The 13,744-nt window shown below is 29.3% G+C and carries 19 protein-coding genes and 4 pseudogenes; 1 reads left to right on the plus strand and 22 read right to left on the minus strand.

The window, feature by feature from the left end; translation table 11 throughout:
- Positions 1-95: 95 nt before the first annotated feature.
- The 11 genes and pseudogenes from GYM75_RS06525 to GYM75_RS06570 form a co-directional block, all read right to left on the minus strand.
- Positions 96-827 (minus strand): hypothetical protein, encoded by a 732-nt coding sequence (locus GYM75_RS06525; RefSeq protein ID WP_220215174.1) that lies wholly within the window; start codon positions 825-827, stop codon positions 96-98.
- A 187-nt stretch (positions 828-1,014) separates the two neighbouring features.
- A pseudogene (locus tag GYM75_RS12395) lies at positions 1,015-1,077 on the minus strand (RHS repeat-associated core domain-containing protein); the annotation flags it as partial.
- A 49-nt stretch (positions 1,078-1,126) separates the two neighbouring features.
- Positions 1,127-1,738: a hypothetical protein gene (locus GYM75_RS06530; RefSeq protein WP_220215175.1), complete on the minus strand. Its 612-nt coding sequence runs from the start codon at positions 1,736-1,738 to the stop codon at positions 1,127-1,129.
- A 30-nt stretch (positions 1,739-1,768) separates the two neighbouring features.
- A complete protein-coding gene (locus GYM75_RS06535; RefSeq protein WP_220215176.1) occupies positions 1,769-1,972 on the minus strand; it encodes a hypothetical protein in 204 nt (67 codons plus the stop codon).
- 204 nt (positions 1,973-2,176) lie between these two features.
- Positions 2,177-2,791, minus strand: a complete 615-nt coding sequence (locus GYM75_RS06540) for a hypothetical protein (RefSeq protein ID WP_220215177.1) — start codon at positions 2,789-2,791, stop codon at positions 2,177-2,179.
- A gap of 451 nt (positions 2,792-3,242) precedes the next feature.
- Positions 3,243-3,803: an imm11 family protein gene (locus tag GYM75_RS06545; protein ID WP_220215178.1), complete on the minus strand. Its 561-nt coding sequence runs from the start codon at positions 3,801-3,803 to the stop codon at positions 3,243-3,245.
- An 89-nt stretch (positions 3,804-3,892) separates the two neighbouring features.
- Positions 3,893-4,063, minus strand: coding sequence for an AHH domain-containing protein (locus GYM75_RS06550; RefSeq protein WP_255556887.1), 171 nt, complete (start codon positions 4,061-4,063; stop codon positions 3,893-3,895).
- A gap of 176 nt (positions 4,064-4,239) precedes the next feature.
- Positions 4,240-4,797, minus strand: coding sequence for a hypothetical protein (locus GYM75_RS06555; protein WP_220215180.1), 558 nt, complete (start codon positions 4,795-4,797; stop codon positions 4,240-4,242).
- A 61-nt stretch (positions 4,798-4,858) separates the two neighbouring features.
- On the minus strand, positions 4,859-5,101 hold the full coding sequence (locus tag GYM75_RS06560) for a hypothetical protein (RefSeq protein WP_220215181.1): 243 nt from the start codon (positions 5,099-5,101) through the stop codon (positions 4,859-4,861).
- A pseudogene (locus GYM75_RS12400) lies at positions 5,050-5,349 on the minus strand (hypothetical protein); the annotation flags it as partial. The pseudogene GYM75_RS12400 and the gene GYM75_RS06560, both read right to left, overlap by 52 nt.
- Before the next feature lie 225 nt (positions 5,350-5,574).
- Positions 5,575-5,895 carry a hypothetical protein gene (locus GYM75_RS06570; protein ID WP_220215182.1) on the minus strand — a complete coding sequence of 107 codons (321 nt, stop codon included), beginning with the start codon at positions 5,893-5,895 and terminating at the stop codon, positions 5,575-5,577.
- A gap of 654 nt (positions 5,896-6,549) precedes the next feature.
- Between GYM75_RS06570 and GYM75_RS06575 the strand changes: the two genes are divergently transcribed.
- Positions 6,550-6,822: a hypothetical protein gene (locus GYM75_RS06575; RefSeq protein ID WP_220215183.1), complete on the plus strand. Its 273-nt coding sequence runs from the start codon at positions 6,550-6,552 to the stop codon at positions 6,820-6,822.
- A gap of 86 nt (positions 6,823-6,908) precedes the next feature.
- On the opposite strand, the gene GYM75_RS06580 is transcribed toward GYM75_RS06575, so the two are convergent.
- The 11 genes and pseudogenes from GYM75_RS06580 to GYM75_RS12410 form a co-directional block, all read right to left on the minus strand.
- Entirely contained in the window at positions 6,909-7,580 is a 672-nt protein-coding gene (locus GYM75_RS06580; RefSeq protein ID WP_255556757.1) for a hypothetical protein, read from the minus strand.
- Between the two features lie 27 nt (positions 7,581-7,607).
- Positions 7,608-7,736 (minus strand): annotated as a pseudogene (locus GYM75_RS12405) (RHS repeat-associated core domain-containing protein); the annotation flags it as partial.
- 544 nt (positions 7,737-8,280) lie between these two features.
- Complete coding sequence (locus GYM75_RS06585; protein ID WP_220215184.1) at positions 8,281-8,760, minus strand: hypothetical protein; 480 nt, start codon at positions 8,758-8,760, stop codon at positions 8,281-8,283.
- Between the two features lie 167 nt (positions 8,761-8,927).
- Positions 8,928-9,320, minus strand: coding sequence for a hypothetical protein (locus tag GYM75_RS06590; RefSeq protein ID WP_220215185.1), 393 nt, complete (start codon positions 9,318-9,320; stop codon positions 8,928-8,930).
- A gap of 7 nt (positions 9,321-9,327) precedes the next feature.
- A complete protein-coding gene (locus tag GYM75_RS06595; RefSeq protein WP_187755194.1) occupies positions 9,328-9,618 on the minus strand; it encodes a hypothetical protein in 291 nt (96 codons plus the stop codon).
- 122 nt (positions 9,619-9,740) lie between these two features.
- The gene (locus GYM75_RS06600; RefSeq protein ID WP_305053822.1) at positions 9,741-10,214 is read right to left on the minus strand and encodes an RHS repeat domain-containing protein; all 474 of its coding nucleotides are present in this window, start codon (positions 10,212-10,214) and stop codon (positions 9,741-9,743) included.
- Between the two features lie 379 nt (positions 10,215-10,593).
- On the minus strand, positions 10,594-11,148 hold the full coding sequence (locus GYM75_RS06605) for a hypothetical protein (protein ID WP_220215186.1): 555 nt from the start codon (positions 11,146-11,148) through the stop codon (positions 10,594-10,596).
- A 29-nt stretch (positions 11,149-11,177) separates the two neighbouring features.
- A complete protein-coding gene (locus GYM75_RS06610) occupies positions 11,178-12,125 on the minus strand; it encodes an RHS repeat-associated core domain-containing protein (protein WP_220215187.1) in 948 nt (315 codons plus the stop codon).
- A gap of 408 nt (positions 12,126-12,533) precedes the next feature.
- Positions 12,534-12,980 (minus strand): hypothetical protein, encoded by a 447-nt coding sequence (locus GYM75_RS06615; protein WP_220215188.1) that lies wholly within the window; start codon positions 12,978-12,980, stop codon positions 12,534-12,536.
- Positions 12,971-13,408, minus strand: a complete 438-nt coding sequence (locus tag GYM75_RS06620) for a TNT domain-containing protein (protein ID WP_255556758.1) — start codon at positions 13,406-13,408, stop codon at positions 12,971-12,973. Before GYM75_RS06620 ends, GYM75_RS06615 begins: the two co-directional genes overlap by 10 nt.
- 28 nt (positions 13,409-13,436) lie before the next feature.
- A pseudogene (locus tag GYM75_RS12410) lies at positions 13,437-13,721 on the minus strand (RHS repeat-associated core domain-containing protein); the annotation flags it as partial.
- Positions 13,722-13,744 lie beyond the last annotated feature (23 nt).

The following is a 13,744-nucleotide window of genomic DNA, read 5'->3' on the forward strand; positions in this document are numbered from 1 at the left end:
AACAGTCATTCTGGGAGTATCCCTCGTCCATTCTTGTCAAGTTATCTGGAAATACATTAGATTTCTTAATTTGATATGCAAAATAAATATTTTCCTTAAAAATAAAAAAAACTAAAACTTTTATTAAACTCATCTACAAATTTTTCATTAATAATATCATCGTTTATATCTAAACCTAGCATTTTCCAAAATCTGATTTTTCCTATAGTTGCGTACATATTACTAAAATCCTGATAACCAATTGTCTTAGGTGTTTGATTATCATTCAAATATAATGATTTCATTCTATTAATATTGACTAAATCCATTGTAACAACATCATATAACATTTGATAATCAGCATCTATTATTCCTTTAAATTGGTCATAAAGATTTTCTAAAATGTTTTTATTATCCAATATGATATTTTTATTAAAATTATTATTTAATAAATATTCTGCCAAAATTAATAAGTATACTTTTGAATAATTTTTTAATTCATCTTCATCATCGATTTTAATTTTGTTAATTAATATATTTAAAGAGGCAAATAATATTTTATTTTTAGTTTTAAAATTATAATTAGAAGCCACTAGAAAAAATAAAGAATCTAATAAATCAAAGTAATCTAAAGATGAAAATTCCTTTGCTTTTTCATATTTATAGCAGGATTGAATAAAATAATCTAAAGATTCATCTTTTAATGATTCTAATGGATGATCTAAACAAAAGTTTAATTGCAAAATATTCTTTTTGTTATATAAATCATTACTGGACTCCTCATCAAACTCACCTTTTAACGAGATTAATAATGCTTTTGTAGAATAGAAAAACCTAATATGAGACATATAATTATTTACATTTTTTTATTTTAGCTATTTTAGAATTATCTAATACTTCTATAGCGTCTTGATGAATCGCCCTTTTAGATAAAACCTCATTTGATCTAGTATTATATCTATTACTTCATACATATAAAAATTCGGGTTGAGCCCCCGTCAATTTTATCGGGTCTTGGCTAATGTATGAGCCTTATTCAGGATCATAATATCTAAACCGATTATAATAAAGCCCCGTTTCAACAACCTCATACTGCCCTAATATTTAATAAGCCAACTTTTATGAGTTGGCTTTTATTTCAATATTGTTAATCAACAATTTCAAAATTTATATTTTCAGGAATTTCTGAATTAATGGAAAAACCATCTACTTTTTTTAATTCAAAGCCAAGCCCATAGTCTTCATCATCATTTACAGGTTCGTTATGTTTTATCCTTTTATATCCATGTAGCGTAACAAGATATTTTCCTGAAGCAAAATTCATTTTTTGAGCTTCATAATAAAACGACTCTTTGCCTTCTACTCCATTTTTTGTAGTATAACCTAAAATGTTTTGAGTAAATTTATTTATATCCCATGCATTAAGAACATCCATGCTACATATCCAAAGTTCATTTTCATTTATCTCTAAATTAAAAATCCCTTTTTCAGCTATTTTAGTCCAATTATTAGCTGAAAAATAAGATTGTTTTTTATTTTCTGTTATAAAGTCAAAATAAAATTGATTAAAGGACATTGTATTTATAGGTAAGATAATTCCCTTTTCAAGAGTATCATCACTTAACAATTTATTTTTATTAAAAAAGTTAATTAATGATTTACTTTTTATCTTATTTTTTTTGAGATATTTTGAAAAGTTGTTTAAAGAAAACAAACATATCCCATAGCTTCCAGAATCTATTTTATTAATTTTATTCATAATATTATTTACAAGGAATATTTTTACTTTTTATCTTTTTTCTATTTCTTCTAAGGCTTCTAATGGAGTAAGGTTCTTTTGTACAATTCGTCCATTTTTTCCTGGAAATTTTAAGACAACTTTTGCATCAATATCTTTATATGCCTCTTTTGCGGCTTTCATAAAATCATCTAAATTCCCAGTGAATTTACTACCCTGCCAAGGAATATCAGCCTCTAGCTGTAATTTATGCATATCTAAATGTAAATCTGGATAAGCTGAAGACCTATTCGGAAACCATGCTAAAGCATTTTGACCTGCTGAATTTGAATTATATAATTTGTAGCAATAGCCCTAAGCATTAAATGATGTCCCATTCCATACCAATTTAAAGCACCACATAATCTTGATGGTTCCACAAACGTATTAGAGTCGTAAACATACGCATAAAAATTCGGGTCATTTCCAATTTATTTTCATCTTTTCTAAAAAAAAGGCTTTTTCCTTTTCATTAGGAGCAAAATCAGTAAACCATTTCAAAGATTCTTCCTTTCCTTTTGTCAAATACAACATTGCAGCCATCCTTAAAGATTCTCTTAATGAAGGCTTAAAATAATCTTTAAATAATGAATCTCTTAAATTTATACTTGCTATAATATCTTCAAGAGTTGAAAATTTTTTAAATAAATTAAATGCCCCATCTTTAATGTTTTTAATAATTTCGTGTGAAACATAATTTAATTCTGAAATATTGGTTATTTTTATAGAAAAATAGTTAGGATTTTTCTCTTTAAAGTACCCTATTGATCCAGCAATTATTGGGTATGAGTTTAAGAAATCATTGACTATCTTTTTATCCAAGTTATTTACCTCTTTATAATATATTGCACAAGTGGATGTTATTTCTATATATTCATAAGGTGCTCTACTTCGTCTTGAATCAATTACAATTTGATTCTCTCTTTTATATGATGATTCTTTTTGTACAAATTTATTTTTACCCTTTAATTGAAAATTTTGTTCTATTAAAAATTTTTCAATTTCAGCTTTAACACTTAAAATTAAATCATTCATATAATCTATTTCCATCTAATTACTTTTACATCATCTATCTTTTTATCCCTGCATTACCAATAGGTTTTATTGAAGGATGTCCACTATAAACCTTGGCATCAAATGTACTTAGTGCTTTTTTATAAGATGCTTTAGATAAATTTTTCACTTATATTCCTGAAACCTTTCCAGTCTCAACATGCTGAACAATAATCTTATCTTCTTAACTGATTTCCATCTGTAAATGATATTTCTTCACCTAATATCTTATAGTTTGTATCAACTTCAAATTGTTCTCTTACCTTTGCAACAGCATCCCTCCATGTATCGTATCTCCTGAACTTTTCGGTAAAAACCATCCTAATGCATCTCTTCCTAATGATTCTTTAAGAAAGGCTATATCTATGGGATTAGTAGGAGCAAAGACATCAACCCAAGTATCCATGTCGTTTGAGTTGGCTTGAGGTTTATTTTAAATATCTGTATAAATACTATATCCTTCCGGAATAAAATGAAAACCATTTAATTTTGCATCTTCACATTGCTTTTTAAATTCTTTTGTTACGATAATATAGGATTTATGTTCTTCCATTCGAATTATAGAAAATTTATCTAATGAGCCAGTTTTAAAATATGCTTTTTTAATTTCGTAATAATTATCTTCATCAATTGTAAACACTGATCTTCTTTCATCTAAACACGGAAATACATTTAAAATATTAATAGAATAAAAATCCTCGTTTTTTTGACCTTTCTCATCAATAATTATAGATTCAAAAAATTGAATTTCTCGATTATTTAGTAAATTTTCAAATTCTGTTTTAAATTTTTTACTAACCAAAGGTAATGGGTCTGATGGTAGAATATCATAATTATTAATATAATTATCTAACCTATCCACATTATAAATTATCGGTGAAATAAAGTTTAATTCTCTACCATTTCTTAAATCTACCCAATTAATAGGATTCTTATCTTCACTATACCAAAAATAAGTATCTCTTTTATAAAATGCGTCTAATCTATAATACATAATATTTAATACTACCTTTTCTCAAACTTTGACGAGTATTGTTTCGTAATTTATCAACTTCACTAGCATAACGAGCTTGGCCGCATCCTTTAACTTTCATTTCCGAATTTATAACCATAATAAACCTTATTGCAACCATTATGAATACTTCTCGTTGGATGTATATCCACTTCTTTTGGTAAATAAATTAAATTTTTAGGTGCATCTATATTAAAATCTGCTGCTTTCAGTGCTGGATGATTTGCCATAGAACGAGGGATAACATGATGATTCTAATATCCAATAATTTTAGGGATATTAGCATAGTTCCAATTTTTCAGCCCAAACGAATTAACCTATGTATTACTATCATACAGAAAAGCATAAAATTTGGGTTGTTTCCTTCAAGTTTTATCGAGGAATAAGAAAAAAGGCCACCTCAGACTGTCTTATACATTTACGAATATTGCCAAAAACCAGCTATTATTTCAGCAGTTATATTGTGTTTATATAAATATAATGCTCCATAACCAAATACATAGTTTTCTTTAATTAAATTTTCTGGATAATAATCTTCATCAATCTGGATAAAAAAGCCATAACCATTTTTTTCTAAATCTTTAAAATAATAATTTTCATCTTGTATAAGTCTTGGATTTTTTGATTCTGTTATAAAATTGAAAACATCAGATTCTACTTTTTTATACTCTTTTATATTTGCTTTATTAAGGCCTTTAATCGTATATATTTCATTATTACTTTCTTCTGAGAAAGAATGAACAAAGACTTTTATAGAACAATTAGGATATATATTGTTGTCTATCATTTCATTATAATTTTTAGGTATAAAAACAGATATATATTTTTCTTTATCTTGAGGATTTTGGAAAGATAAATAAAAATTATAATTGTCGATTCCATTCACTTTATTTAAAAAATATTTGGGAATATTTCCTCCAATTCTACCTATTATGTTTTCTTTAGTATCTTGACTAATTTCAGCTGTTAAATTCATATTTAATTACATTTTATTAAATTATTCTTTTTAGCAAAATTTATAGCTTCTTCTCTTAACTCTAAAGCTTTTTTATTTGCAAAATCTTTAGCATTAGAAGGTTCCCAACCTCTTTTTTAACTAAATCTTCATATATGCCACGTCTGATTATAGCTGTATTTCTATTGATATTTTGTATCGCAGTTTGGGCTTTTAATATATTTGGATTATGTAAACCATATTTTGCTTGTAATTTAGAAATTGTTTTATGCATCATATTTTCTTGAAGAGCAATAGCTGGATTAGTTCTAGCAATGCCAGACATTCGGCCTTTAACAACGCCATTATTACGTAACCATGCATTTGAAGTAGTTCGTGAGCAGATAATCCATCTTTAGCATGAAGTACACTACCATAACCTGCTATCTCAAATTCATTCAGTAACCCAAACAGGTCAACTTCCGAATTAGAATCAAACGTGTACGCATAAAAATTCAGGTTATTACCTGCTAATCCTATCGGATCTTGGCTTATATAAGTTCCCTTATTATTGTCGTTATGCCTAAACCGATTGTAATAAAGCCCGTCTAGTTACTCGTCTTCATAATATACTAATTGTCTAAACTTATGCTCATAATAACAAGACGACTCATTGAGTTAATTTGTTTGTTATTCTCACTTTGTAATTTACTTAAAAATAATATTAAGTAGGGTCTACTCTATTATTAGTTTATAATCTTTTGCAATAATATCATATACACAATCATATGTTTGTAAAACATAGTGCCTATGATTTTCTTATATCTTAGAAGATTTACGTCCATTTTTTAATTCTTCTATTAGATATGAATTATGAACTAAATCAAAAGATGAATCCATCTTTGCTTCATTTATATAAGTATCTAATTCGCAACATTGATAATAAATAATATGAGAAAAATAAAATATATAAGGGATATATTCCTTTTCAAAATTTATTTCAATCAATTTAGAATTAAACTTCCCTTTGAAAACACAAATACATTCTGAATTAAATTTCTGTCTGAAATCATCCAAAAAAATAGCATCTCTTCCATTAATGATTCCAACTTCTTTTTTTTTAATAGCTTGATATTCCATAATATTTAATTACATTTTATTTTTGTTGATTTACCCGCATATCTGTACTAAATCGTTTATTAAGATTTATTTCTGCTAAATCTTCGGGAGTAGCCCATCTGGTATTTATTTTTGTTCCTGCTGCATATAAACGTCTATTACCTAATGTAAATACAGCATCTGCATGTGTGCCTTGTTTTAATAATCTTTCTTAAATATTTACATGGAGATCTTTCATTCGAACTAATCTTATTGCTTCAATTGATTCTGCTACTGGATTGTTTTTTAGTAATCCTACTGAATTATTTAATTTACTATCATATTCAAAAATGGGATTTACAGAATCTTGGCTAATATATAAGCCGGTTTCAGGATTATAATATCGAAACCGATTATGAAAAAGAAGTAGATAATGTAATTCAGAATTTTAAGACTAAAAAGGCTTTTTCCTAAAAGGAATTAACCATTATAATGAAATAAAAACTTCTTTGTCTAAAAAACAAAGAAGTTTTTTTGTTAGTTTTTTTATCTACTTTTACGACTCCTAAACACAAGATTTATGAAACTTAAAAAAACTCCCATATGGCAGGGTGTGAGCTGTACGAAAGTCTCTCGGCGCACTTGTGGCGCAGGACACCTAAACTATATGGGTTCTTTATCCTAAACACAAGTTTTATGAAAAACAAAAATGTTTTCAATGACAACGAAAACCTAAACCCCAAAGAGTTTTTAACGATTTTAGAAAAACTAAAATCTATTCCCGATTACCAGAACTTAGGTTTTACCCTCAAATCTCTCTGTAAAATAACCCAAACTGCCCTGCTGGCAGACCTCTCCTTTCCGGAATATACAGAACACAATAAATGGGATATTTACAATATCCTACAACTTCTACGCTCACTTATCCCGGAAGATGAACTGGAACTACTGGATAAGCTGAATAGTTGAACTCTTAAAAAAACAAAAACCAACCCTAAAGGTTGGCTTGTTTATTTATTTTATTTTTTTGGAATTCAATCTTTTACTTGAATACACTAACGATTATCAGTATAAATTTTTATGTGTGCATCAAAAGGTCTAAACAAAACTACATTTGTATAAATTTTATGAAATTCATTTTTTGTAATATTAGGATTAAAATAACTTTTACCATTTATTTTTTTATCACTTAAAAACACAAATACTTTTTTACCATCATGAGAATACCCAAAAATTAAATTAAATACTGTATTATTATTGAATTTAAAATAGCTCTTAAAAAGAACATTTGAAGAACTATAGATTTGATCTTTTAAGTCTAATAAATTCTCAACATGATCCTTTTTAGTTATTTTTAGTAGTAAATGTGAATAGAAAAAATCATCAAATATAAATTTGAAAAAGTATTCCCATAATTCTAATGTATCTAATTTAGAAAAATCTATATAGTATTTTTTACCATCTATCTCTATAAAATAGTTTTGAGTTCTATTCTTAATAAATAAATCTAGCTTTTTTTTACCAAAAGCTTTTTGTGAAAAATCAATTTTAGGATTAATTGTAGAATTAGTTTCTTCATAGATTCCAAAATTTAATTCGAAACCCTTAAATAAATTTTCAAATAAAGTAATTGCTTCTGATTTCTCATCTTTTCCAATAAAAATCCAAGTAGCTGATATTTTATTATCACCTATATAGATCCCTTCATTATCATTAAATATTTTCATATATGTTACAAATACATCCGTAAGTGCATTAGAGTCGGAAACATAGGCGTAGGTATTCAATCCCCCTAAGATAGAGATAGAGATAGGGTCGGAACTGAAGAAAATTCCACTTTCAGGGTCATAATATCTACAACGATTGTAATAAAGCCCCGTTTCTACATCCTCATACTACCCCAGTTGCCTGAACGGAATAAACGACTTATTGTTAAATAAATTTAACCGTATTCTTCCATAGATGTCAAATTTTACCTGCCAAACCAGCTTACCTTTATCATCGTAGGCCTTAGCGGGTCTACCCAAATAATCTGATACAATCGAGTAGGACTTGTCTTCACATAGCTTAGCTGTAGGAAGATAATTTTACACATCTTAATTTTTAAAATTGTGAACTAAAACAGATCAAAAAAATCTGAAAAAAAAACGCTAAACCGCCAAAAATATTAAAAAAACCATTCTCAAACCACCCAAATACAAATTGATAGTGTGTAAAAAGTGGAAACGCAGAACAGTAAAGGGATTGGAACGATTTAGCATAATTTTGGATAACTTTTTATTTTGGGCTGTTTTGACAGCCCAAAACGGACAAGAAACCAAATTTTGTGAAGCAATTTTTATAAATGCGTGGCTTTGCCAAACCTTTTTGTCCCCTTTTTTTCTTTTTTTGATACAAAAAAACCGCTTCAATCGAAGCGGTTTTGTTTTAAAGTTTACTATAAATTTCTTTTAGTTCTTTTTCATATTTTTTTGCATTTGGAATACGAGTAGCTTTTAGATAAGGCTCTAATCCAGAAGGATTAGTTTTAAGCAAAAAATATTCAATTAGATAAAGGAGTAAAAAATTTTTTGAGTAACCAAGTATTGTTTCATTATCATTTTCTTGTTCAGGCTCTTCTCCATTTGGATATTCTTCATCAATTTTTGCATTTTCAAATTTTTGCATTTTATATAAGACAAATTTATTGAAAAAATCTTTATCCATTTCGAGTAATTTCATTGCTTCTTCTTTTGACAAATTTGCCAATTTCATCTTTTGTTCATCACGACTTGCGACAGCATCTCTATATTCGCTAAGAACTTTTAGCCTTGTACTTTTCTTTATATTGTCAACTAAATTTTTATATTGACTTGAATCAATTATTTGTTTTGCAATTTCCATTTTATAATATTTATTTATTGCCAAACATCCACACCTTTAATAACGGTATTCTTACTCTTAGAGTTAATCCCTAAAAGCGAATGGGAACTCTTGGACAAACTAAATAAGAATTCTTAAATAAAAAAAGCCAACTTTTATTTTGTTTAATTTTTTTTGCTAGCTCATTTTAAAATTAATCTTATTTATTTAAGCTATTCATCCTCTACAAATTCAATCGCTTTTTTTATTGGATAAAAATTTTTAGTAGATTTTGATAGGCTATCTATTAATTTGTTATACTCATCTTTTCCTAATATTTCTTTGTAATCGTCTAACATTACATCTAAATTAGTCGAAAAAGATACTTTATTTCTAGGGTTACCTTCTAAATATACTGTTTTTAAAAAATTAATTGCTTCATCTTTATCAAAGTGTAACATTACTTCGAATATTTTAGCTTCAAAAAGTTTACTATGAATTAGTTTAAGTAAGATATCTTTATTTTTTAAATAATCAAAATGCTCAATATCTATATTTCTAAGATAATCTTTAGCTTCATTTTGAGCTTTTGTATACTCATCAGATAATATTTTTAAATCTAACATACTTTATTTATTTACAAACTTTACCATATTCTAAAATATCATCCGTCCCCCAAGTGACATCATCTTTTATTTTCCAATCAGGTATACCTCCTTTTGTTGGACCTTTTAATTCTACATTTTTATCCTTAGTATTAATATCGACATAATAATCAGCACCAAATGCTCCTGTACTATTTTTAATGGCATCTGGATTTTTAGGTTTAATACTTGTTGATGTAGAGCTAATTCCTCCCCTTGAGTCAGTAGGATCGAATTTAAATCCATTCTTCTTAAATTCTTTAAATTCAGCTTTAGACATAAAACGTCTAACAACACCTGGGTTTTGAGGAACACCATTTATTATATCCAACCCAAACGGGTCGACCGTTGTATTGGAGTCGAAGGTATACGCATAAAGATTAGGGTTATTCCCGGCAAGACCTATGGGGTCTTTCCTTTACTCATCAAATCATAATTTGAAGCCCCTGCATCAAGTAATTTTTGTACAGTAGGATTGGTTTTCCCTACAATAGGGTCAACAAATGTTGGAACACCTCCGCCAAAATCAACAGGATTTTGATATACTTCTCTTCCTAAAACCTCAATCGGATTATACTTACTTAATCCAAATATATCCACTTCTGTATTTGTATCACTCACATAAGCATAAAAATTCGGGTTATTTCCTTGCAGACCGATGGGGTCTTGGCATATATAAGTTCCTGTATTACTGTCGTAATATCGGAAGCGGTTATAATAAAGCCCCGTTTCAACATCCTCATACTGCCCCAGTTGCCTGAACGGAATAAACGACTTATTGTTAAAGGTATCTTCCCGTATTCTGCCATAAATGTCAAACTCCACCTGCCAAACCAGTTCACCTTTATCATCATAGGCCTGAGCGGGTCTGCCCAAATAATCCGATACAATCGAGTAGGACTTGCCCTCGCATAGCTTTGCAGTAGAAAGATAGCTTTACACATCCTAATTATTAAAATTGCGAATTAAAAACAGCTCGAAAGATTCTGAAAAAACAAAAAAACGCTAAACCGCCCAAATACAAATTGATAGTGTGTAAAAAGCTCGTACCTAAGAACAGTAATGAGGTTTAGTATAATTGTGAATAACTTTTTATTTTGGGCTGTTTCGACAGCCAAAAACGGACAAGAAACCAAATTTTGCTGAGCAATTTTTATAAATGCGTGGCTTTGCCACACCTTTTTTGCCCCCTTTTTCTTCCGGTTTTGGAGCGGAAAGAGATAAAAAAACCGCTTTGAAGAAAGCGGTTAAAGTCTTAAACTTCTTTTAGTTTGATATTGAAATTATGTTCTATTAGTACCTCTTTCATTTTATCTGTAATTGCATATAGATTTTTTTCTTCACTATCACGAGCTATATAAAAATCGGTATTGACGGAACTACTAAAAACAGGAATATCCATAATTTTTTCGCCCTCTGATAACTCATAATATTCTGATTTTTCTTTGTCTATTAGTTGTATGAAATTTAAAATCCTACCTACATAAAAATCATACGAAATATTATCACAGATAACTTTACAGGGAATAAACTCCATATCCTGCCTTAACTTGTCCTGCAATATTTCAACAAATTGTTGAGAAAAAATAGGAACAGGCGAAGAACATTTTAAATAATCAATCTTCTCTATATTATTACTGTTATATCCTTGTTGAGCTGTAAAAACAAGTTTTTTATGTTCAAGGAACTTTCTATCATTAAGCCCCTCAATGAAATAATTATAATATTCCTCATAATCTTTTTCTTTGATGCTCGACAAATCAACAATAGCTAACTCATTTAAAATACTTGTTCTTAATTCATATAACATAATCTAATGACATTTTAATTTACCTGAATCTAACTCGGCTCTTGTCCGGTGTTGTAAATTGTGAATCTCCGTTTGTATTCTCGTTGGACTCCATTTTCTTTTGTTGCAACCCTTTCAAGAGCATCAAGTCTTTTGCCCATTATATCATTATAATCTGCGTGTACGGAATTGAATCCTTTGTGTAAAGATTTGTTTGGGTTAGGGTCTATTCCTTCGGCTACTGGTAAATACTTCATATTTGTAGCATTATTAATATCCAATCCCGATTTTTGGAATAGAGTATGATTCCGTAAACTGTACGGTATTATGTGATGTCTTTGATACCCTTGCTTTGTCGGCATCCAAGACGGAAATCTATCAATAGGAATAGGACTTAAACCGAAAGGGTCTATCAAAGTGTTTGTATCGTGTACATAGGCATAAAAATTCGGGTTATTACCTGCCAGTTTTATAGGATCTTGGCTTATATAAGTTCCTGTATTACTATCGTGATACCTAAAACGATTATAATAAAGCCCCGTTTCAACATCCTCATACTGCCCCAGTTGCCTGAACGGAATAAATAACTTATTGTTAAAGATATCTTCCCGTATTCTGCCATAGATGTCAAATTCTACCTGCCAAACCAGCTCACCTTTGTCATCATAGGCCTGAGCGGGTCTGCCCAAATAATCCGATACAATCGAGTAGGACTTGCCCTCGCTTAACTTAGCAGTGGGTACTAAACTTCCTTCTTCATAAACCCAAGTAGTCAGGTTTTCGACCGGTTCGGGTTGTTCCAACATAAGCATTCCCAGCTCGTCAGATACAACCTTAGGACGTCGCTCACACTCATAAAACCATTCATGCAATATTGCATTACCATCCCAAAGATAACGATAAATCTTTGTATTTACAATTTTTGCTGTTCTTCTTCCTAACGCGTCGTATTCAAAACGGATCCATTTCCCCTGAGGATTGCGTACTGCTTGTAACATTCCGTTGCCCTGCCATTGGTATTCCCAGTCACCTTGCTGCCATTTGGGAGGGTCAGAATTTTCAAGCGTTTTTTTTTCGTATTTTATCGTATTGTTTGAGTTCAGAATAAAAATGGAAAAGAATCCTTAATTCTTAAGAATTCTTACTACTTTACCATAACTTAAATATATTCCTGTAAATAAGAATTCAGGCTTTACCCTTAAATCTTTATGTAATATCGGGCAAAGGCTCTTTTAGTGGAAACGGAATGCAAGGGGTTTACGCTCTGCCATAGTCCTTTAGACTTTCATAATCTTTTTTTGCTTGTTACATCCATACTCTCTTCTTCTGAATGGGAACTCTTAGATAAACTGTATAAGAATTATACTAAAACAAAACACCAACCTTTATGGTTGGTGTTTTTAAATTTATTTTGTTAATTCAAGAATACCCTGATACAATATTACGTATCTACCTGGATTTAATTCAGAAACACCAAAGCAGAATAAAAGATATTTTTCATTTAAACTTTTTATAGTAAAACATGGTGAAAAGTCAAAACTTTTAACATAATAATATTTTAAACCAGTAGGATTATTATATTCAGGAATTTTTGACTTTAAATTTAATTTATTTACAATTTCATAATATAGAGATTCTTTATTTTCATTATCAATAAAAAAGCTATTCAGTAATAATGATTTACAAAACAATGAAAATGTCGAAAGATAATTTTTTTCAAAATCAGAAAATAAAACCGTAATTTTCTCATTATCAATCTCATAATTGAATATTTGCTTATATAATAAATCTAAAGTACCATCAAATATCGTTTTGTGTTTAGTATTTAATTTATTTAATCTTGTTATTTGCATGTAATACGTTTTAAATATCCTTCATCAATTAATTGTGCTATATTTTTTTCACCTGTAAAATACTGTGTTCCCATACCTTTTTGATTAAACCAAGGTATTGCAGGTCCAGCATCAACTTGTAAAGGTTTTATAACTTTATAAAATTTTAAATCACTTGGAACATTAGAAGATATAGGGAGAGCTCTTGATTCAAAACTAGCTCCTAAAGGTGCAAGAAATCTTCCTCCTTCATGACCAAACCTATCCAATTGAGTTCCTACTGATAAAGTTACTTTTTCAATATTTGTAAAACCTTGAATTAGGCGGCCATGATCCATTCCCCATAAAATCTTCCAAACCTTTCCAATCTTTAGCTTTAAATAATTTATAGGCATCAGATGCCTTTTTATTTTTATTAAATAAACCTTTTGATCTTTTTTGAAAGTCATTCCACGAAGTAGCCATCAACCCCAACGGGTCAACTTCCGAATTAGAGTCAAACGTATATGCATAAAAATTCGGGTTGTTTCCTTCAAGTTTTATAGGGTCTTGGCTTATATAAGTTCCCGTATTACTGTCATAATATCGGAACCTATTATAATAAAGCCCGTCTAGTTCCTTATCTTCGTACTGCCCCAGTTGCCTGAATGGAATAAACGACTTATTGTTAAATAAATTTAACCGTATTCTTCCATAGATGTCAAACTCAACCTGCCAAACCAATTCACCTTTGTCATCATAGGCCTGAGCGGGTCTGCCCAAATAATCCGATACAATCGAGTAGG

This window comes from Gilliamella sp. ESL0441, from assembly GCF_019469185.1.
Classification (GTDB): Bacteria; Pseudomonadota; Gammaproteobacteria; order Enterobacterales; family Orbaceae; genus Gilliamella.